This window comes from Streptomyces aculeolatus, assembly GCF_020400605.1.
Taxonomy (GTDB): domain Bacteria; phylum Actinomycetota; class Actinomycetes; order Streptomycetales; family Streptomycetaceae; genus Streptomyces; species Streptomyces aculeolatus.
On record NZ_JAINRD010000017.1, the window covers coordinates 80,996 to 101,655 of the forward strand.

Annotated in this window: 17 protein-coding genes; 1 reads left to right on the forward strand and 16 read right to left on the reverse strand. The window is 71.0% G+C overall.

Annotated features, from left to right (window positions below; translation table 11 throughout):
- Positions 1-33: 33 nt before the first annotated feature.
- Entirely contained in the window at positions 34-1,251 is a 1,218-nt protein-coding gene (locus LG396_RS25335) for a LolA family protein (protein ID WP_225796528.1), read from the reverse strand.
- Positions 1,252-1,473: 222 nt separating this feature from the next.
- Entirely contained in the window at positions 1,474-2,484 is a 1,011-nt protein-coding gene (locus LG396_RS25340) for a polyprenyl synthetase family protein (protein WP_027744680.1), read from the reverse strand.
- Positions 2,485-2,673: 189 nt separating this feature from the next.
- Between LG396_RS25340 and LG396_RS25345 the strand changes: the two genes are divergently transcribed.
- Positions 2,674-3,900 carry a fumarylacetoacetate hydrolase family protein gene (locus LG396_RS25345; protein ID WP_225796529.1) on the forward strand — a complete coding sequence of 409 codons (1,227 nt, stop codon included), beginning with the start codon at positions 2,674-2,676 and terminating at the stop codon, positions 3,898-3,900.
- 47 nt (positions 3,901-3,947) lie between these two features.
- Here the strand turns inward: LG396_RS25345 and nuoN are convergent, their stop codons facing one another.
- The 14 genes from nuoN to LG396_RS25415 are packed head-to-tail and all read right to left on the reverse strand — an operon-like array spanning position 3,948 to position 20,021.
- A complete protein-coding gene (gene nuoN / locus LG396_RS25350; protein ID WP_037748886.1) occupies positions 3,948-5,591 on the reverse strand; it encodes an NADH-quinone oxidoreductase subunit NuoN in 1,644 nt (547 codons plus the stop codon).
- Complete coding sequence (locus LG396_RS25355; RefSeq protein WP_225796530.1) at positions 5,584-7,194, reverse strand: NADH-quinone oxidoreductase subunit M; 1,611 nt, start codon at positions 7,192-7,194, stop codon at positions 5,584-5,586. Before LG396_RS25355 ends, nuoN begins: the two co-directional genes overlap by 8 nt.
- A gap of 4 nt (positions 7,195-7,198) precedes the next feature.
- Positions 7,199-9,100 (reverse strand): NADH-quinone oxidoreductase subunit L, encoded by a 1,902-nt coding sequence (nuoL, locus tag LG396_RS25360; protein WP_100299367.1) that lies wholly within the window; start codon positions 9,098-9,100, stop codon positions 7,199-7,201.
- 12 nt (positions 9,101-9,112) lie between these two features.
- On the reverse strand, positions 9,113-9,412 hold the full coding sequence (gene nuoK, locus LG396_RS25365) for an NADH-quinone oxidoreductase subunit NuoK (RefSeq protein ID WP_018840709.1): 300 nt from the start codon (positions 9,410-9,412) through the stop codon (positions 9,113-9,115).
- Complete coding sequence (locus LG396_RS25370; RefSeq protein ID WP_225796531.1) at positions 9,409-10,296, reverse strand: NADH-quinone oxidoreductase subunit J; 888 nt, start codon at positions 10,294-10,296, stop codon at positions 9,409-9,411. The genes nuoK and LG396_RS25370 overlap by 4 nt, the downstream gene beginning before the upstream one ends.
- A complete protein-coding gene (nuoI, locus tag LG396_RS25375) occupies positions 10,293-10,907 on the reverse strand; it encodes an NADH-quinone oxidoreductase subunit NuoI (protein WP_018840711.1) in 615 nt (204 codons plus the stop codon). The genes LG396_RS25370 and nuoI overlap by 4 nt, the downstream gene beginning before the upstream one ends.
- Positions 10,900-12,282: an NADH-quinone oxidoreductase subunit NuoH gene (gene nuoH / locus LG396_RS25380; protein ID WP_018841963.1), complete on the reverse strand. Its 1,383-nt coding sequence runs from the start codon at positions 12,280-12,282 to the stop codon at positions 10,900-10,902. Before nuoH ends, nuoI begins: the two co-directional genes overlap by 8 nt.
- A gap of 52 nt (positions 12,283-12,334) precedes the next feature.
- Positions 12,335-14,794 (reverse strand): NADH-quinone oxidoreductase subunit G, encoded by a 2,460-nt coding sequence (locus tag LG396_RS25385; protein ID WP_225796532.1) that lies wholly within the window; start codon positions 14,792-14,794, stop codon positions 12,335-12,337.
- Entirely contained in the window at positions 14,791-16,137 is a 1,347-nt protein-coding gene (gene nuoF / locus LG396_RS25390; RefSeq protein ID WP_018840714.1) for an NADH-quinone oxidoreductase subunit NuoF, read from the reverse strand. Before nuoF ends, LG396_RS25385 begins: the two co-directional genes overlap by 4 nt.
- Positions 16,137-16,985 (reverse strand): NADH-quinone oxidoreductase subunit NuoE, encoded by an 849-nt coding sequence (gene nuoE / locus LG396_RS25395; protein ID WP_372483564.1) that lies wholly within the window; start codon positions 16,983-16,985, stop codon positions 16,137-16,139. The genes nuoF and nuoE overlap by 1 nt, the downstream gene beginning before the upstream one ends.
- A gap of 47 nt (positions 16,986-17,032) precedes the next feature.
- Positions 17,033-18,361, reverse strand: coding sequence for an NADH-quinone oxidoreductase subunit D (locus tag LG396_RS25400; RefSeq protein ID WP_225796534.1), 1,329 nt, complete (start codon positions 18,359-18,361; stop codon positions 17,033-17,035).
- Positions 18,358-19,074, reverse strand: coding sequence for an NADH-quinone oxidoreductase subunit C (locus LG396_RS25405; RefSeq protein ID WP_372483565.1), 717 nt, complete (start codon positions 19,072-19,074; stop codon positions 18,358-18,360). Before LG396_RS25405 ends, LG396_RS25400 begins: the two co-directional genes overlap by 4 nt.
- 20 nt (positions 19,075-19,094) lie before the next feature.
- Positions 19,095-19,649, reverse strand: a complete 555-nt coding sequence (locus LG396_RS25410) for a NuoB/complex I 20 kDa subunit family protein (protein ID WP_018840718.1) — start codon at positions 19,647-19,649, stop codon at positions 19,095-19,097.
- Positions 19,650-19,661: 12 nt separating this feature from the next.
- The gene (locus LG396_RS25415; RefSeq protein ID WP_018840719.1) at positions 19,662-20,021 is read right to left on the reverse strand and encodes an NADH-quinone oxidoreductase subunit A; all 360 of its coding nucleotides are present in this window, start codon (positions 20,019-20,021) and stop codon (positions 19,662-19,664) included.
- Positions 20,022-20,660 lie beyond the last annotated feature (639 nt).

Sequence of the window (20,660 nt, forward strand, 5' to 3'; positions counted from 1 at the left end):
CGGCGGGCGGCGGCCTGTCGGTGGCCGCGCGGGTCAGTCCGCCGCGGCCTGGAGTGCCTCCGGGGTGACGGCGCCGACGTAGACCGCGTCGTCCGTGATGAGCACGTTGACCAGCCGGCTCTCGAAGACCCGGCCGGCGTCGGTCTTGTCGGTGAAGAAGTCGAGGGCGGCTCCGACCCCCTCCTCGCCCAGCGCGCCGCCGGGCAGCGGCAGCTCGGCGATGGAGCCCCAACCCTTGCCGTGGACCTGGACGTCCTCCAGGCCGGAGGACGTGCCGCCCCCGGCCCGGTCACCGCCGCCGGCCCAGTCCCCGCCGGCCCAGTCGCCGCCGAAGCCCTTGCCGAAGTCACCGCCGAAGCCCTTGCCGAGGCCGCCGCCGAAGTCCTCGCCGAGGTCCCTCTCCGTCACCTCGGCGCCCGCGGGCGGCGCGAACAGGTCCGCGTCCGGCTTGTTGAAGTCGACCTTCGTGAAGCCGACGTCCACGACCGCCTTGCCGTCGTCCGCCGTCAGCGCCACCCGCAGCGGCACGCCGTTGTCGGCGTCCACCGCGACGGTGATGTCCCGGACCGTCGACTCGTCCTGCTTCGGCGTCAGCCGCAGCTCGTACGCGTCCTGCCCGGCCACCTGCGCCGTGCCGGCGACCGTCACGTCCGTGGTGTCGTCCGCGGCCTCAAGCAGCCGCTCCGCCAGCTCCTGCGGGGTGGCGTCCGCCAGGTCCTTCGGGAGGGCGAAGCCGTCGTGCTTCGCGGAGTCCTTCCCGCCGTCCTGCGGCACCGTCGAGTGGAAGACCTCGTCCGAGTCGCCGCCGAAGGTCCACACGTCCTTGCCGTTGTGCACCACCGTGCGGTCGCCGTCGGAGCCGGCCAGCGTGACGCGCTGCTTCTCCGGGCCGTCCGCCGCGACGTGCAGCTTGGTCTCGCCGGCGAGCAGCTGCGAGAGGTCCGCGCCCTCGCCGCCGCCGCCGAACGGTATCGACGGCAGGCCCAGGTCCGTGCTGACCTTCACCGTGCCGTCGACCGACTCGACCTCCGACGACAGCGCCTTCGCGATCAGTTCCTTCGCGGTCACGTCGTCCGCGCTCGGCCCGTCGTCCTGGGCGAGCGCGGGCACCAGGCCGATGGTGGCCGCGGCAAGTCCCGCGATGCCCAGGGGCACCCCGTACCGCACCGCCTTTCTGCGCCGGGCCGCGGCGAGGTCCGCGGCGCGGTCCTCGGCCTCGTCGGCGGGTCGCTCCGGTGGGATCAGTGCCATGGGAAGTACCTCCGTCTCCGCGGTGATTCGCGGAAAATCAATCGCTGCGTCACGGCTTCCCACCCATCTCACCAAATCGGAAGGGCCGGGGCGTCAGCCCGTGGGTGCAGCTTCGATTACTCCTGTCGTATGACGGCATCCGCCGCGAGACGGGACTCATCCCTGATCTGTGTACGGGCCATCCATTTGTCGGGCGCCCCCGGAAGCGGCGTCCCGTGACCGCTACCCGGCCCGGTCCACCACGGCGTCGCACAGGCCCTCCAGCGCCGTCCGCGCCGGGCACGCCGGCAGCGCCGTCAGGATCGCCCGCGCCTCCGCCGCGTACCGCACGGTGTCCCGCCTGGCCTGCTCCACCGCGGGGTGGACCCGCAGCCGGGCCAGCGCCTCCGCGTGCCGTGCGTCGTCCGTCAGGTCGCCGGCGAGCAGCGCCGCCAGCTCCAGGTCCGCCGGCCTGCGGTCGCGCTGCGCGGCGGCGCGCAGGTGCAGCACCGGCAGCGTCGCGACGCCCTCGCGCAGGTCCGTGCCCGGGGTCTTCCCGGACTCGGTGCCGTCGCTGGTGATGTCGAGGAGGTCGTCCGCGAGCTGGAAGGCGATGCCGATGCGCTCGCCGTACTGCGTCAGCACCTCCACCACCGACTCGTCCGCGCCCGCCGTCAGCGCGCCGAAGCGGCCGGAGACGGCGATGAGCGAGCCGGTCTTGCCGGCGAGCACGTCCAGGTAGTGGTCGACCGGGTCGCGGCCCTCGGCCGGCCCCGCGGTCTCCAGGATCTGCCCGGTGACCAGCCGCTCGAACGCCTGGGCCTGGATACGGACCATCTCGGGGCCCAGGTCGGCGAGTAGCCGCGAGGCGCGCGCGAAGAGGAAGTCGCCCGTGAGGACCGCGACGGAGTTAGCCCAGCGGCTGTTGGCGCTGGGGACGCCGCGGCGTACGGCGGCCTCGTCCATCACGTCGTCGTGGTAGAGCGTGGCCAGGTGCGTCAGCTCGACGACGACGCCCGAGGGCGCGACGCCCGGCGCGTACGGATCGCCGAACTGCGCGCCCAGCATGACCAGCAGGGGGCGGAATCTCTTGCCGCCCGCACGGACGAGATGCCGCGCGGCCTCGGTGATGAACGGCACATCGCTCTTCGTGGCCTCCAGAAGCCCTTCCTCGACGGCCGCGAGTCCGGCCTCGACATCGGCTTCCAAGGCCCGGTCCTGAACGCTGAGCCCCAAGGGCGCGACCACGGTCACGAGGGCTCCTCCTGTCTGCAGACGTTCACGTGGAACAGATTGTCGATGTGTCGTTAGCCACCACCATGCACCACGTTCGCAGCGTAGCCGGTCACGCGACGATCACGTCGGGCGGCTTCCCCTAGCCCGACCTGGGGGTCGTAACCTGAGGTCCCCAGCCCGCCGACCACGATGAGGCAGGACTCCGCGATGTCCGAGCACAGCCCGCTCGACGTGCCAGAAGGCGATCCCTTCGGGCCGCACAACCTTCCGTACGGTGTCTTCTCCACGCCCGCCGCCGCGGACCCCCGCGTCGGCGTGCGCTACGGCGACTCCGTGCTGGACACCGCCGCCGTCGCGGCGGCCCTCGGCTCCCCGCACGCCGCACTGCTCGCCGCACCGACGCTGGCGCCGCTGATGGCCGCGGGCCGGCCCGTGTGGCAGGCCGTACGGGCCGAGGTGACCGCCTGGCTGACCGACCCGGCGCACCGCGCGGCCGCCGAGCCGCACCTGCACGCGGTGGACCGCGTCACGCTGCACCTGCCGTTCGAGGTCGGCGACTACGTCGACTTCTACTCCAGCGAGCACCACGCCGCCAACGTCGGCCGCATCTTCCGCCCCGCCGAGGAGCCGCTGACGCCCAACTGGAAGCACCTGCCCATCGGCTACCACGGCCGCTCCGGCACGATCGTCCCGGCCGGCACCCCCGTCGTACGCCCCGCGGGCCAGCGCATGCGCCCCGCCGGCGACTCCGTACCCGGGCAGCCCGGCCCCGCGTTCGGCCCGAGCATCCGCCTCGACATCGAGGCCGAGGTGGGCTTCGTCGTCGGCGTACCGTCGCGGATGGGCACGCCCGTGCCCCGTACCGCCTTCCGCGACCACGTGTTCGGCGTCTGCCTGGTCAACGACTGGTCCGCGCGCGACGTCCAGCCCTGGGAGCAGCGGCCCCTCGGCCCGCACCAGGCGAAGTCCTTCGCCACGTCCATCGGCAACTGGATCACCCCCCTCGACGCCCTGGAAGCCGCCCGCGTCGCCCCGCCGGAGCGGACGCACCCGCTGCTGCCGTACCTCGACGACACCGGCGCGGACGCGCGGCACGAAGGCTACGACCTGCGGCTCGAAGTCCGGATCAACGGCGAGACCGTCTCCCGCCCCCCGTTCGCCTCCATGTACTGGACCGCCGCGCAGCAGTTGGCGCACATGACCGTCAACGGCGCCTCCGTGCGCACCGGCGACCTCTACGCCTCCGGCACCGTCAGCGGGCCGGAACCCGACCAGGTCGGCTCGCTGCTGGAGCTGACGAAGGGCGAGGGCCCGTGGCTGGCGGACGGGGACGTCGTCGAGATCGACGGCTGGGCCCCCGGCCCGCACGGGGTGCGGATCGCCCTCGGCACGGTGACCGGCCAGGTGCAGCCGGCCGGCTGGACAGGCCAGTAGCACCCGGCGGCCCGGGGGTCCGGGGCGGCGCCCCGGACCCCCGCCGCTCAGCGGACGAACACCCCCGCGTTCCCGGCCAGGTCCAGGAAGTACTGCGGCGCCACGCCCAGCACCAGGGTCGCGGCCAGCCCGACGGCGATGGCCGTGACGGTGAACGCGCTCGGCACGGTCACCGCCGGGCCCTCCGGCCGCGGCTCGCTGAAGAACATCAGCACGATGACGCGGACGTAGAAGAACGCGGCGATGGCCGAGGCGATGACGCCGACGACGACCAGCGGCGTCGCGCCACCCTCCGCCGCCGCCTTGAACACCGCGAACTTCCCGGCGAAGCCGCTGGTCAGCGGGATGCCCGCCATCGCCAGCAGGAACACCGCGAAGACCGCCGCGACCAGCGGGGAACGCCGGCCGAGCCCCGCCCACTTGGACAGGTGCGTCGCCTCGCCGCCCGCGTCGCGCACCAGCGTGACGACGCTGAACGCGCCGAGCGTCACGAACGCGTACGCGGCCAGGTAGAACAGCACCGAGGAGATGCCCTCCTCGTTTGCCGCCGTGACACCCGCGAGGATGAACCCGGCGTGCGCGATGGAGGAGTACGCCAGCAGCCGCTTCACGTCGGTCTGGGTGATCGCGAGGATCGCGCCGATGACCATCGTGACGATCGCCACGCCCCACATCACCGGGCGCCAGTCCCACTTCAGGCCCGGCAGCACGACGTACAGCAGCCGCAGCAGCGCGCCGAACGCGGCGACCTTGGTGGCCGCGGCCATGTAGCCGGTGACGGGCGTGGGGGCGCCCTGGTAGACGTCCGGGGTCCACATGTGGAACGGCACGGCGCCGACCTTGAAGAGCAGGCCGAGCAGCACCATCGCGCCGCCGATGAGCAGCAGCGCGTCGTTGCCCATGGTGTCGGCGAGGGCCGGGGTCATCTTCTGCGGGTTGCCCGCGACGACGTCGGCGATCTCCGCGTACCGCACGCTGCCCGAGTAGCCGTACAGCAGCGCGATGCCGAAGAGCAGGAACGCCGACGAGAAGGCGCCCAGCAGGAAGTACTTCACCGCTGCCTCCTGCGACATCAGCCGCTTGCGGCGGGCGACGGCGCAGAGCAGGTACAGCGGCAGGGAGAAGACCTCCAGCGCGATGAAGAGCGTCAGCAGATCGTTCGCGGCGGGGAAGATGAGCATGCCGCCGGTCGCGAACATCAGCAGCGGGAACACCTCGGTGGTGGTGAACCCCGCCTTGACCGCGGCCTGTTCGGCCTTGCCACCGGGGACGGCGGCGGCCTCCGCGGCGAAGGAGTCGACCTGCTTGCCGTGCGCGACCGGGTCCAGCCTGCGCTCGGCGAAGGTGAACACCGCGAGCACCCCGACCAGCAGGATGACGCCCTGGAGGAAGAGCGCGGGGCCGTCGACGGCCAGCGCGCCCATCGCGGCGATCTGCGCCTCGTCCGTGCCCTTGCCGGAGACGGCCAGGGCGATGACGGCGCCGAACGCGCCGGCCATGGCGAGCACCGCGAGCCCGACCTGGGCGGTGTAGCGGTGCCGCCGGGGGACGAACGCCTCGATGGCCACGCCCAGGACGGCCGCGCCGATCACGATCAGCGTGGGCGCCAGCAGGTCGTACTCGATGTGCGGCGCCTTGATCTTGTCAATGCCGTCCTGCGCCATCCACAGGCTGTGGACACCCCTACTCATGCGCGGCCTCCACAGGGTTCACGTCCGGCTCGGGGTCGGACTTCTGCACGTCGGACATGGTGTGCTCGACGGCCGGGTTGACGATCTCGGTGAGCGGCTTCGGGTACACCCCGAGGCCGATGAGCAGCGCGATCAGCGGCGCGACCACCAGCATCTCGCGGGCCCGCAGGTCCGGCAGCTTCGCCACCTTCTCGGCGACCGGCCCCGTCATCGTCCGCTGGTACAGCACGAGGACGTAGATCGCGGCCAGCACGATACCCACGGTGGCGATGATGCCGATCGCCGGATAGCGGCTGAACGTGCCCACCAGCACCAGGAACTCGCTGACGAACGGCGCGAGCCCCGGCAGCGACAGCGTCGCCAGACCGCCGATCAGGAACGTGCCGGCCAGCACCGGCGCCACCTTCTGCACGCCGCCGTAGTCGGCGATGAGCCGCGAGCCGCGCCGGGAGATGAGGAAGCCGGCGACCAGCATCAGGGCGGCGGTGGAGATGCCGTGGTTGACCATGTACAGCGTCGCCCCGGCGTGGCCCTGGCTCGTCATCGCGAAGATGCCGAGCACGATGAAGCCGAAGTGGGAGATCGAGGCGTACGCGATCAGCCGCTTCATGTCCCGCTGCCCGATCGCGAGCAGCGCCCCGTACAGGATGCTGACCAGCGCGAGCACCAGCACCACCGGCGTCGCCCAGTCGCTCGCCTCGGGGAAGAGCCCGAGGCAGAAGCGGAGCATCGCGAACGTGCCGACCTTGTCGACCACCGCGGTGATGAGCACGGCGACCGGGGCCGTCGACTCCCCCATGGCGTTGGGCAGCCAGGTGTGCAGCGGCCACAGCGGCGCCTTGACGGCGAAGGCGAAGAAGAAGCCGAGGAAGAGCAGCCGCTCGGTGTTCGTCGAGATCTCCAGGTCGCCGTCGGCACGGGCCTGGAGGATCTCCTGGAGCGAGAACGTGCCCGCGCCCAGTTGGTCGTTGGTGACGACGAACAGCCCGATGACCGCGGCCAGCATGATGAGGCCGCCGGCCAGGTTGTAGAGCAGGAACTTCACGGCCGCGTACGAGCGCTGCCGCGCGGCTTCCTCCTCGCCGTGCTCGTGGGCCTTGTCCCCGAAGCCGCCGATGAGGAAGTACATCGGGATGAGCATGGCTTCGAAGAAGATGTAGAAGAGGAAGATGTCCGTGGCCAGGAAGCTGACGATCACCATCGCCTCGACGGCGAGGATCAGCGCGAAGAAGCCCTGGGTGGGACGCCAGCGCGAGGACTGCTTCCCGGTCGGGTCCGCGTCGTGCCAGCCCGCGAGGATGACGAACGGGATCAGCAGCGCCGTCAGCGCCACCAGCACGACGGCGATGCCGTCGACCCCCAGCTCGTATCTCACCCCGAAGTCGGCGATCCACGACCGCGACTCGGTGAGCTGGAAGCGGTCCCCGTTCGGGTCGTAGCGGACCGCGATCACCGCGGCCAGCACCAGCGTCACCAGCGAGACGCCCAGCGCGAGCCGCTTGGCCAGCTCGCGCTTGGCCGCGGGCACCGCGGCGGTGGCGATCGCGCCCACGGCCGGGACCGCCGCGGTGAGCGTCAGCAGCGGGAAGGAAGAATCAGCCATGGGTTCAGACCGCCCTCATCAGCAGGGTGGCGGCGATGAGGACCACCGCGCCCCCGAACATCGAGACCGCGTAGCTGCGGGCGTAGCCGTTCTGGACCCGCCGCATCCGGGCGGAGAGCCCGCCGAACGCCGCCGCGGTTCCGTTGACGATGCCGTCGACCAGCTTGTGGTCCAGGTAGACCAGGCCGCGGGTCAGGTACTCGCCGGGCTTGACCAGCGCCACGTGGTTGAAGTCGTCCTGCAGCAGGTCGCGCCGCGCGGCGCGGGTGAGCAGGGAGCCGCGCGGTGCCGCGGCGGGGACCGGGCGGCGGCCGTACTGCAGCCAGGCCGCCGCGACACCGAGCACCATGCAGGCGACGGTGGCGCCGGTGACCATGGGGACGCTCAGGCCGTCCGGCAGGTGCCCGTGCTCGAAGCCCGTGACCGGCTCCAGCCAGTGCACGAACCGCTCGCCGATGTCGAAGAACGCGCCCGCGCCGACCGAGCCGATCGCCAGCACGATCATCGGGATCGTCATCGTCTTCGGCGACTCGTGCGGGTGCGGCATGTCGCCCTTCGCGTCCGCCTCCCAGCGCTTCTCGCCGAAGAACGTCATGAGCATCACGCGCGTCATGTAGTACGCGGTGAGCGCCGCGCCCAGCAGCGCCGCGCCGCCCAGGATCCAGCCCTGCGTACCGCCCTTGGCGAACGCGGCCTCGATGATGAGGTCCTTGGAGAAGAAGCCGGAGAGCCCCGGGAAGCCGATGATCGCCAGATAGCCGAGGCCGAACGTGACGAACGTGACCGGCATGTACTTCCGCAGGCCGCCGTACTTGCGCATGTCGACCTCGTCGTTCATGCCGTGCATGACGGAGCCCGCGCCGAGGAAGAGCCCGGCCTTGAAGAAGCCGTGCGTCACCAGGTGCATGATCGCGAAGGCGTAGCCGATCGGGCCGAGCCCGGCGGCCAGGATCATGTAGCCGATCTGCGACATCGTCGAGCCGGCCAGCGCCTTCTTGATGTCGTCCTTCGCGCAACCGACGATCGCACCGAAGAGGAGCGTGACCGCGCCGACGATCGTGACGACGAGCTGCGCGTCCGGCGCCGCGTCGAAGATCGCGCCGGAGCGGACGATCAGGTAGACGCCGGCGGTCACCATCGTCGCGGCGTGGATCAGCGCGGAGACCGGCGTGGGGCCCTCCATCGCGTCGCCCAGCCAGGACTGCAGCGGCACCTGCGCCGACTTGCCGCACGCGGCGAGCAGCAGCATCAGGCCGATCGCCGTCAGCTTGCCCTCGCCGGTCTCGCCGACCGAGTTCATCACCGGCTCGAACGCGAAGGTGCCGAAGGTGACGAACATCAGCATGATCGCGATGGACAGGCCGACGTCGCCGACGCGGTTGACGATGAACGCCTTCTTCGCCGCCGTCGCCGCGCTCGGCTTGTGCTGCCAGAAGCCGATCAGCAGGTACGACGCGAGGCCGACGCCCTCCCAGCCGACGTACAGCAGCAGGAAGTTGTCCGCGAGGACCAGCAGCAGCATCGCCGCGAGGAAGAGGTTCAGATAGCCGAAGAACCGGCGGCGGCGCTCGTCGTGCTCCATGTAGCCCACGGAGTACACGTGGATGAGCGAGCCGACGCCGGTGATCAGCAGCACGAACGTCATCGAGAGCTGGTCGAGCTGGAACGCCGCGTCCGCCTGGAACCCCTCGACCGGAATCCAGGTGAAGAGGTGGCTGTGCAGCGCCCGCTCCTCGCCGTCCTTGCCGAGCATGTCGGCGAAGAGGACCAGGCCGAGGACGAAGGAGGTGAAGGCCAGGCCCGTACCGAGCCAGTGGCCCGTACGATCCAGCCTCCTCCCGCCGCACAGCAGCACCGCCGCGCCGAGCAGCGGCGCCGCGACGAGCAATCCGATGAGTGACTCCACTGGTGCGTCCCCTTACAGCTTCATCAAAGCGGCGTCGTCGACCGAGGCCGAGTGGCGGGAGCGGTAGAACGACACGATGATCGCCAGGCCGACCACGACTTCCGCGGCGGCGACGACCATGGTGAAGAAGGCGACGATCTGGCCGTCGAGGTTCCCGTGCATCCGGGAGAACGTGATCAGCGCCAGGTTGCAGGCGTTCAGCATCAGCTCGATGCACATGAACACCACGATGGCGTTCCGCCTGATGAGCACCCCGGCCGCGCCGATGGTGAACAGCAGCGCGGCGAGATACAAGTAGTTGACCGGGTTCACTCGCCCTCTCCCTTTCCGGCCTTCCCGCCGGCGTTCGCGCTGACGGAGCCGTTCGGCTCGGCGTCGTCGCCGGTGTCCGGTTCCAGGGCCTTGCCCTGGTAGTCGGCGGTGCGCTGCTCTATGGCGGCGAGATCCGCCAGCGCCTGCGCGGAGACGTCCCGGATCTGGCCGCGGTCGCGCAGCGTGCGGTTGACGGTGAGCTCGGACGGCGTGCCGTCGGGCAGCAGGGCCGGGATGTCCACCGCGTTGTGGCGGGCGTAGACGCCGGGCGCGGGCATCGGCGGCACCTGGACGCCGTCGCGTACGCGCTGGGCGGCCTGCTCGCGCTGGGTCGGGGTGGCCTCGGTCTTCTCGCGGTGGGTGAGGACCATGCCCGCGACCGCCGCGGTGATCAGCAGCGCGCCGGTCAGCTCGAAGGCGAAGACGTAGTCGCGGAAGATCAGCGCCGCCAGGCCGTGGACGTTGCCGCCGGAGTTGGCGTCCTCCAGGCCCTCGAAGCTGCTGAGGCTCGCGTTGCCGATGCCGGCCATCAGCAGCACGCCGAAGCCGATGCCGCAGAGCATCGCCAGCCAGCGCTGGCCCTTGATGGTCTCCTTCAGCGAGTCCGCGGCGCTGATGCCGACGAGCATCAGCACGAAGAGGAAGAGCATCATGACCGCGCCGGTGTAGACGACGATCTGGACCACGCCGAGGAAGTACGCGCCGTTGGCGAGGTAGAAGACCGCCAGGATCACCATCGTCCCGGCGAGGCAGAGCGCCGAGTGCACCGCCTTCTTCATCATCACGGTGCCCAGGGCACCGGCGACGGCGAAGATGGCCAGCACCCAGAACTGGGTCGCCTCCCCGGTGGACGTGGTGTAGCCGGCCTGGGCGAGGGCGTTCATGCCTGGGCTCCTTCGGAGTGCGGCTCCGGCTCCGGCGCCGACTCACCCTTGCTGACGGCGACCTGGCGCTCCGTACCCGGGGCGGCCTCGGAGACGAGGCCGCTGTAGTAGTCCTTCTCGGTCATCCCCGGGTAGATGGCGTGCGGCGAGTCGACCATGCCCTCCGTCAGGCCCGCGAGCAGCTCGTCCTTGGTGTAGATGAGCGACTCGCGGCTGCGGTCGGCCAGTTCGTACTCGTTGGTCATGGTCAGCGCCCGGGTGGGGCACGCCTCGACGCACAGTCCGCACAGGATGCAGCGCAGGTAGTTGATCTGGTAGACGCGGCCGTAGCGCTCGCCCGGCGAGTAGCGCTCCTCCTCGGTGTTGTCCGCGCCCTCGACGTAGATCGCGTCCGCCGGACAGGCCCAGGCGCACAGCTCGCAGCCGATGCACTTCTCCAGCCCGTCCGGGTGCCGGTTGAGCTGGTGGCGGCCGTGGAAGCGGGGCGCCGTCGGCTTCTTGTACTCGGGGTACTGCTCGGTCAGCCGCTTCTTGAACATGGCCTTGAAGGTCACGCCGAAGCCGGCCACCGGGTTGACGAACCCCTGCTTGTCCTTCTTTTCGTCAGCCATTGTCGGCCTCCTCAGTGTCGCCCCCGGGACCGTTCGTGCCCACCAGCTCGCGCTCGCGGCGCGAGGGGCGGCGGGGCGCGGGCGGGAGGGTCTGACCGGGCAGCGGCGGTACGGGGTAGCCGCCCGCCGTCGGGTCGAACTCCGGCTTGGGCTTGGCCGCCTCGCGGGCCGCCTCCTCCTTGTCCTTGCGGTCGCGGAAGATGTCTACGACGAAGGACAGCAGCAGGATCACCAGCAGCCCGCCGGCGATGTAGAGCACGATCTCGGTGAAGTCCACGTCCTCGTTGCGCAGCGCCCGGACGGTGGCGACCAGCATCAGCCACACCATGGAGACCGGGATGAGGACCTTCCAGCCCAGCTTCATGAACTGGTCGTAGCGCACCCGTGGGAGCGTGCCGCGCAGCCAGACGAAGAGGAACAGGCAGACGAGCACCTTGCCGGTGAACCAGAGCATCGGCCACCAGCCGGTGTTGGCGCCCTCCCACACGGTGCTGATCGGCGCGGGCGCGCGCCAGCCGCCGAGGAAGAGCGTCACGGCCACGGCGGACAGCGTCACCATGTGCACGTACTCGGAGAGCATGAACATCGCGAACTTGATCGACGAGTACTCGGTGGAGTACCCGGAGACCAGGTCGCCCTCGGACTCCGGCATGTCGAAGGGCAGCCGGTGCGCCTCGCCGACCATCGCGATGAGGTAGACGAGGAACGAGACCGGCAGCAGCACCGCGAACCAGCGGTCGTCCTGGGCCGCGACGATCTCCGAGGTCGACAGCGACCCGGAGTAGAGGAACACCGCGGCGAACGACAGGCCCATCGCGACCTCGTACGAGATCACCTGGGCCGTCGCGCGGACGCCGCCGAGCAGCGGGTACGTCGAGTTGGACGCCCAGCCGGCGAGGACGACGCCGTAGGCGGCGATGGAGGCGGTGGCCAGCACGTACAGCATGGCGACCGGGAGGTCGGTCAGCTGCAGTGCCGTGCGCTCGCCGAAGATCGACACCTGGTTGTCGGCGGGGCCGAAGGGGATGACCGCGATGGCCATGAAGGCGGGGATGGCGGCCAGCAGGGGCGCCAGGATGTAGACCGCCTTGTCGGCGCCCTTGACGATGATGTCCTCTTTGAACATCAGCTTCACGCCGTCGGCGAGCGACTGCAGCAGGCCCCAGGGGCCGTGCCGGTTCGGGCCGATGCGCAGCTGCATCCAGCCCAGGACCTTGCGCTCGAAGACGATCGCGACGAGGACCGTCACCATCAGGAACGCGAAGCAGAAGACCGCCTTGAGGAGGATCAGCCACCAGGGGTCGCCCCCGAAGTAGCTGAGGTCCTCCGCGGCGAGCACGCTCGCGCCGTGCGCCGCGGGTGCGCTTGCGATCACCGTCGTGCCTCCGTCGTATACGCAGCTACACAGGTTCGCGTCCGCATCGCAGTCACGCTTCGACCTCCTTGGATACGGCGGAAACCTGGACCAGGTCGCCGGGGTTCGCGCCCGTCGCCGCCGTCACGCCCGGGGCCGTCGACTGCAGGGGCAGCCAGACGACCTGGTCGGGCAGTTCCGCGGTGATCCGCAGCGGGAGCGTCACCGTGCCGGCGGGGCCGGTGACCGCGACCGGGTCGCCGTCGGCGGCGCCGGTGGCCTCCGCGGTGGCCGGCGAGAGCCGGGCCGCCGCCTCGTGGCGGGTGCCGGCCAGGGCGGCGTCGCCCTCCTGGAGCCGGCCCTCGTCGAGCAGCAGCCGGTGGCCGGCGAGCACCGCCTCGCCGGGGCCGGGCTGCGGCAGCGGCGCGGCGCGCTCGTCCGGCGGCGTGGGGCGCGGGCCGCCGGTGCTGACGCCCAGGCGGTCCAGCTCGGCCCGTACCGTACGGGCGTCGGGCAGGCCCAGGTGGACGTCGAGGGCGTCGGCGAGCATGTGCAGCACCCGCTGGTCGGCGGGCGCGAGCCGGCGGGTCATCTGGTCCGGCTTCAGCGCGGCCTCGAACGGCCGGACGCGGCCTTCCCAGTTGATGTACGTGCCCTGCTTCTCGGCGACCGCGGCCACCGGGAAGACCACGTCGGCCCGCTCGGTGACCTCGCTGGGCCGCTGCTCCAGGCTGACGACGAACTCCGCCCGGTCCAGCGCCCCGCGGGCCTTCTCCGGGTCCGGCAGGTCGGTGACCTGCACGCCGCCGACGAGCAGCGCGCCGATCTCCCCGGCCGCCGCGGCGTCGAGGATCCCGCCGGTGTCGCGGCCACGCGAACGCGGCAGTTCGGCCAGGCCCCACACGGCGGCGGTCTCGCGGCGGGCCTCGGCGTCGGTGCCGGACCGCCCGCCGGGCAGCATCCCGGGCAGCGCGCCGGCCTCGATCGCGGCGCGCTCGCCGGCGCGGCGCGGAATCCAGGCGAGGGTGGCGCCGGTGGCCTCCGCGGTGCGTACGACCGCGGACAGCGCGCCGCGTACGCCCGCCAGCCGCTCGCCGACGAGGATCACCGAGCCCGGCTGGCGCAGCGCGTCGGACGCGGCCTTGCCGTCCTCGCCGAGCCCGGCGCCGGAGCCGAGGGCGTCGAGCCAGCTCGGCTCGGTGCCGGGGGCGGCCGGCAGCAGCGTGCCGCCGGCCTTCGTCAGGCCGCGGGTGGCGAAGGGTGCGATCGAGTAGACCTTCAGGCCCTTCTTCCGCCACGCCTTGCGCAGCCGGAGGAAGACGCCGGGCGCCTCCTCCTCGGCCTCCAGGCCGGCGAGCAGCACCGCGGGCGCCTTCTCCAGCGCGCCGTAGGTGACGCCGAGGCCGCTGCCCGCGACCCGCGCGGCCAGGAACTCGGTCTCCTCTGCGCTGTGCACCCGGGCGCGGAAGTCGACATCGTTGGTGTCGAGCGCGGCGCGCGCGAACTTCGCGTACGCGTAGGAGTCCTCCAGCGTCAGCCGCCCGCCGGTGAGCACCCCCGCCCGCCCGCGGGCCGCCGCGAGCCCGGCGGCCGCGGCGCGCAGCGCCTCGGGCCAGCTCGCCGGCTGCAGTTCACCGTTCTCGTCGCGGACCAGCGGGTGGGTGAGCCGGTCGGGCAGCTGCGCGTAGCGGAAGCCGAACCGGCCCTTGTCGCACATCCACTCCTCGTTGACCGCGGGGTCGTTGGCGGCGAGGCGCCGCATGACCTTGCCGCGGCGGTGGTCGGTGCGGGTGGCGCAGCCGCCGGCGCAGTGCTCGCAGACGGACGGCGAGGAGATCAGGTCGAAGGGGCGCGAGCGGAAGCGGTACATCTTCGAGGTGAGCGCGCCGACCGGGCAGATCTGGATGGTGTTGCCCGAGAAGTACGACTCGAAGGGCACGCCCTCGCCCGTACCGACCTGCTGCAGCGCGCCGCGCTCCAGCAGCTCGATCATCGGGTCGCCCGCGATCTGGTTGGAGAACCGGGTGCAGCGCGCGCACAGCACGCAGCGCTCGCGGTCGAGCAGCACCTGCGTCGAGATCGGCACGGGCTTCTCGAAGGTGCGCTTCTGGCCGTCGAAGCGGCTCTCGGCCTGGCCGTTGGACATCGCCTGGTTCTGCAGGGGGCACTCGCCGCCCTTGTCGCAGACCGGGCAGTCCAGCGGGTGGTTGATGAGCAGCAGCTCCATCACGCCGCGCTGCGACTTCTCGGCGACGTCGGAGGTGAGCTGGGTCCTGACCACCATCCCGTCGGTGCAGGTGATGGTGCAGGACGCCGACGGCTTGCGCTGGCCCTCGATCTCGACGATGCACTGGCGGCAGGCGCCGACCGGGTCGAGCAGCGGGTGGTCGCAGAACCGCGGGACCTCGATGCCGAGTTGCTCGGCGGCCCGGATGACCAGGGTGCCCTTGGGCACGCTGACCTCGACGCCGTCGATGGTCAGCGTGACCAGATCGGTCTTCTCGGGTGCCTTTTCCGGCTCCGTGACGGTCACGCGGTCACCTCCTGGTGGGTCGTGGAGCCGGGGGTGTCGGCCCAGGCGGTGGATCTGGCCGGGTCAAAGGGGCAGCCGCCGCCGGTGACGTGCTGCTCGTACTCCTCGCGGAAGTACTTCAGCGAGGAGAAGATCGGCGCGGCGGCGCCGTCCCCGAGGGCGCAGAAGGACTTGCCGTTGATGTTGTCGGCGATGTCGTTGAGCTTGTCGAGGTCGGAGAGGGAGCCCTTGCCGGCCTCGATGTCGCGGAGCAGCTGGACGAGCCAGTACGTGCCCTCGCGGCAGGGCGTGCACTTGCCGCAGGACTCGTGCTCGTAGAACTCGGTCCAGCGGGTGACGGCCCGCACCACGCAGGTCGTCTCGTCGAAGCACTGGAGCGCCTTGGTGCCGAGCATGGAGCCGGCGCCGCCGACGCCCTCGTAGTCGAGGGGGACGTCCAGGTGCTCCTCGGTGAGCATCGGGGTGGAGGAGCCGCCGGGGGTCCAGAACTTCAGCCGGTGGCCGGGGCGCATGCCGCCGCCCATGTCGAGCAGTTGGCGCAGGGTGATGCCGAGCGGCGCCTCGTACTGGCCGGGGCGGGCGACGTGGCCGGAGAGGGAGTACAGCGTGAAGCCCGGGGACTTCTCGCTGCCCATCGTGCGGAACCACTCCTTGCCCTTGTTCATGATCGCGGGAACAGAGGCGATGGACTCGACGTTGTTCACCACAGTGGGGCAGGCGTAGAGGCCCTCGACGGCCGGGAAGGGGGGACGCAGCCGGGGCTGGCCGCGGCGGCCCTCCAGCGAGTCGAGCAGCGCGGTCTCCTCACCGCAGATGTACGCGCCGGCGCCGGCGTGCACCGTGACGTCCAGGTCGAGCCCGGAGCCGAGGACGTTCTTGCCGAGGAAGCCCGCGGCGTACGCCTCGCGGACCGCCTCGTGCAGCCTGCGCAGCACCGGCACGACCTCGCCGCGCAGGTAGATGAACGCGTGGTTGGACCGGAACGCGTAACAGGCGATGACGATGCCCTCGATGAGGGAGTGCGGGTTGGCGAAGAGCAGCGGGATGTCCTTGCAGGTGCCCGGCTCCGACTCGTCGGCGTTGACGACGAGGTAGTGCGGCTTGCCGTCGCCCTGCGGGATGAACTGCCACTTCATGCCGGTGGGGAAGCCTGCGCCGCCGCGGCCGCGCAGGCCGGCGTCCTTGACGTACGCGATGACGTCGTCGGGCGACATCGCGAGGGCCTTGCGCAGGCCCTCGTAGCCCTCGTTGCGCCGGTACGTGTCCAGGGTCCAGGACTCGGGGTGGTCCCAGAAGGCGGAGAGCACCGGGGTCAGCAGCTTCTCCGGCGAGTCGACGGTCATCACGCGCCCTCCTCCTCGGTGGGCTCATCCGCGGACGCGGTGGACGGGTGCGCCGGGTCGGACGCGGAGGTCTGCTGCGGCGCGTCGTGCGAACTGGGGTGGCCGGCCGGCGGCTGGTCCTCCAGCGCGTCCGGCGGCGGGTTCTCCGGGTGCGGCTCGCTGCGCTGGCTGACCACGCGCGCCGCGGGCTCCTCGCCCTTGGCCATGCGCAGCCCGATGAGCGAGGCGGGGCCCGCGCCGCCGGACTCCGCGACGGCGCCGGGGCGCTCGTCGGGGAAGCCGGCCAGTATGCGGGCGGTCTCCTTGAACGTGCACAGCTTCGCGCCGCGGGTGGGGTGCACCTCGGCACCCGCACGCAGGTCGTCCACGAGCCGCTTGGCGGACTCGGGCGTCTGGTTGTCGAAGAACTCCCAGTTGACCATCACCACGGGGGCGAAGTCGCAGGCGGCGTTGCACTCGATGTGCTCCAGGGTGACCATGCCGTCCTCGGTGGTCTCCTGGTTGCCGACGCCCAGGTGCTCCTTCAGCTCGTCGAAGATGGCGTCGCCGCCCATGACCGCGCAGAGCGTGTTGGTGCAGACCCCGACCTGGTAGTCGCCGGAGGGCTTGCGCCGGTACATGGTGTAGAAGGTGGCGACGGCGGTCACCTCGGCGGCGGTCAGGTCCAGCATCTCCGCACAGAACTGCATGCCGGTGCGGGTGACGTGCCCCTCCTCCGACTGCACCAGGTGCAGCATCGGCAGCAGCGCCGACCGGCTGTCCGGGTAGCGGCCGATGATCTCCCGCGCGTCCGCGGCGAGCCGCTCGCGCACCTCGGCCGGGTAGTCGGGGGCGGGGAGCTGGGGCATGCCCAGCGAGACGGCCGCTTGGGCCCCCGCGTCACGTTCTGCTGTCGTCATCGGTCGACGCCTCCCAGCACGGGGTCGATGGATGCGATCGACACGATCACGTCGGCCACCTGGCCGCCCTCGGTCATGGCCGCGATGGCCTGCAGGTTCACGAACGACGGCTCGCGGAAGTGCACCCGGAACGGACGGGTGCCGCCGTCGCTGACGGCGTGTACGCCGAGTTCGCCCTTGGGCGACTCCAGCGCCACGTACGCCTGCCCCGGCGGCACCCGGAAGCCCTCGGTGACCAGCTTGAAGTGGTGGATCAGGGCCTCCATGGAAGTGCCCATGATGTTCTTGATGTGGTCCAGCGAGTTGCCGAGGCCGTCGGGCCCCAGCGCGAGCTGCGCGGGCCAGGCGATCTTCTTGTCGCCGACCATCACCGGGCCGGGCTCCAGCCGGTCCACGCACTGCTCGACGATCCGCAGCGACTGGCGCATCTCCTCCAGCCGGATGAGGAAGCGGCCGTAGGCGTCGGCGGTGTCGGCGGTGGGGACGTCGAAGTCGTACGTCTCGTAGCCGCAGTACGGGTCCGTCTTGCGCAGGTCGTGCGGCAGCCCGGTGGCGCGCAGGATCGGTCCGGTGGCGCCCAGCGACATGCAGCCGGCCAGGTCCAGATGCGCGATGCCCTGCATCCGGGCCTTGAACGCCGGGTTGTTGGTGGCGAGCTTGTCGTACTCCGGGAAGTTCTTGCGGAGCGACTTGATCGTCTCGCGGACGGCGTCGACCGCGCCGGGCGGCAGGTCCTGGGCGAGGCCGCCGGGGCGGATGAACGCGTGGTTCATGCGCAGGCCGGTGATCAGCTCGAACAGGTCGAGGACCATCTCGCGGTCGCGGAAGCCGTAGACCATGACCGTGGTGGCGCCCAGCTCCATGCCGCCGGTGGCGATGGCCACCAGGTGGGAGGCGATCCGGTTCAGCTCCATCAGCATGACCCGGATGACGGTGGCCCGGTCGGGCACCTCGTCGGTGACGCCGAGCAGCTTCTCCACCGCCATGCAGTACCCGGCCTCGTTGAAGAACGAGGTCAGGTAGTCCATGCGGGTCACGAAGGTGGAGCCCTGGGTCCACGTGCGGTATTCGAGGTTCTTCTCGATGCCGGTGTGCAGGTAGCCGATCCCGCAGCGGCACTCCGTCACGGTCTCGCCGTCGATCTCCAGGATGAGCCGCAGCACGCCGTGGGTGGAGGGGTGCTGGGGGCCCATGTTGACGACGATCCGCTCGTCGTCGGCCCGGTGGACCGACTCGACGACCTCGTCCCAGTCGCCGCCGGTGACCGTGTAGACGGTGCCCTCGGTGGTCTCCCGGGCCGCCCCGGTCGCGTGGGTGGTGCTCATCGGTACGACCTCCGCTGGTCGGGAGCCGGGATCTGGGCGCCCTTGTACTCGACGGGGATGCCGCCGAGGGGGTAGTCCTTGCGCTGCGGATGGCCCTGCCAGTCGTCCGGCATGAAGATCCGGGTCAGCGCCGGGTGCCCGTCGAAGACGATGCCGAAGAAGTCGTACGTCTCGCGCTCGTGCCAGTCGTTGGTCGGGTAGACCTCCACGACGGACGGGATGTGCGGGTCGGCGTCGGGCGCGCTGACCTCGACCCGGAGCAGCCGGGTGTGGGTGAGCGAGCGCAGGTGGTACACGGCGTGCAGCTCGCGGCCCTTGTCGCCGGGGTAGTGCACGCCGGAGACGCCGGTGCACAGCTCGAAGCGCAGCGCCGGGTCGTCGCGCAGGGTCCGCATCACGCGCAGCAGGTGGGCCCGGTCGATGTGGAAGGTCAGCTCGCCGCGGTCGACGACGGTCTTCTCGATGACGTTCTCCGGGACGAGCCCCTGCTCCTCCAGAGCGCCCTCCAGCTCGTCCGCGACCTCGTCGAACCAGCCGCCGTAGGGGCGCACGGACTCGCCGGGCAGCCGGACGCTGCGCACCAGGCCGCCGTAGCCGGAGGTGTCGCCGCCGTCCTCGGAGCCGAACATGCCGCGCTGGACGCGGATGGTCTCGCCGTGATCGCCGCGCCGGCCCGGCAGGTTCTCCGCGTTCACGTCCTGGTCGGGGTTCACCCCGTCCGCGTTCTCCCCACTCACCGGAGAAGACCCTTCATCTCGATCGTCGGCAGCGCCTTCATCGCGGCCTCCTCGGCCTCCCGGGCGGCCTCCTCGCGGTTCACGCCGAGCTTCTCGTGGCGGATCTTCTCGTGCAGCTTGAGGATCGCGTCCATGAGCATCTCGGGGCGCGGCGGGCAGCCGGGCAGGTAGATGTCGACCGGCACGACGTGGTCGACGCCCTGCACGATCGCGTAGTTGTTGAACATGCCGCCGGACGAGGCGCAGACGCCCATGGAGATGACCCACTTGGGGTTCGGCATCTGGTCGTAGACCTGTCGCAGCACCGGCGCCATCTTCTGGCTCACCCGGCCCGCGACGATCATCAGGTCGGCCTGGCGGGGCGAGCCGCGGAAGACCTCCATGCCGAAGCGCGCCAGGTCGTAGCGGCCGGCGCCGGCGGTCATCATCTCGAACGCGCAGCAGGCGAGGCCGAACGTCGCCGGGAAGACCGACGACTTGCGCGCCAGTCCGGCGGCCTCCTCGACCGTGCTCAGGATGAACCCGCTCGGGAGCTTTTCCTCAAGTCCCATTCGTGGTGCCCCCTAGTCCCATTCCAGTCCGCCGCGGCGCCACACGTAGGCGTACGCGACGAAGACGGTGAGCACGAAGAGCAGCATCTCCACGAGCCCGAAGATCCCGAGGGCGTCGAACGAGACGGCCCACGGGTAGAGGAAGACGATCTCGATGTCGAAGATGATGAACAACATCGCCGTCAGGTAGTACTTGACCGGGAAGCGACCCCCGCCGGGCGGCATCGGAGTCGGCTCGATGCCGCACTCGTACGCCTCGAGCTTGGCCCGGTTGTAGCGCTTCGGACCCACGAGCGCCGCCGCGACCACGGAGAACACCGCGAAGGCCGCCGCAATGGCTCCGAGCACGAGGATCGGCGTGTATACGTTCACCGCTGCCCCGCTCCTCTCCAGTCGACGATGACTGCCTGCCAGTCCACACCGGACTCGCGTTCCTGCCCCACCAAGATCGCGCACATGTGAGGCAGTTCACAAGCCCTACTGATGGGCATCTTATGCCCACTGCTCTGTGATCTGTGACACGGGGGTCCCCTACGGCTTTGTGATCTTAACCACCCGGCGATCGATCGGACGATCGAATGCCTGCCGGAGGGCTCACGCGGTGCGAAGGAACGATCACCGGATCGCCGCCGCCGGCGGGCAGCCGCAGGTCAGCGGCGCGCTCGCGAACAGGGCTCCGCGGGCGGGCCTTTTCGCCGCGGGACGGCGGGAGGCAAATTCGAGCGCCCGCACGCTCAATTGTTATTGCGGGCCACGCGCACGTGCGTACGCCCTCTCAAGCGCCTCCGCGGGGAGGGCGGGGCGGGGAAACGGACCGGAGTGATTTGGGCCACAGCACGGGTTCCGCAACAAGGGCCCTTGCTTGGTTTGCGGCGGGAGAAGTGATAACCGTCCGGCAACGTTCGGCGGGCGGCCCAAATGCCGTGCGTATCGGCCGGGTAACGGCGGACGGGAAGCCGGGGGCCGGGCGGCGACGGAGGAACAGACCGCCCAAATGCCCCATTTCGCGGA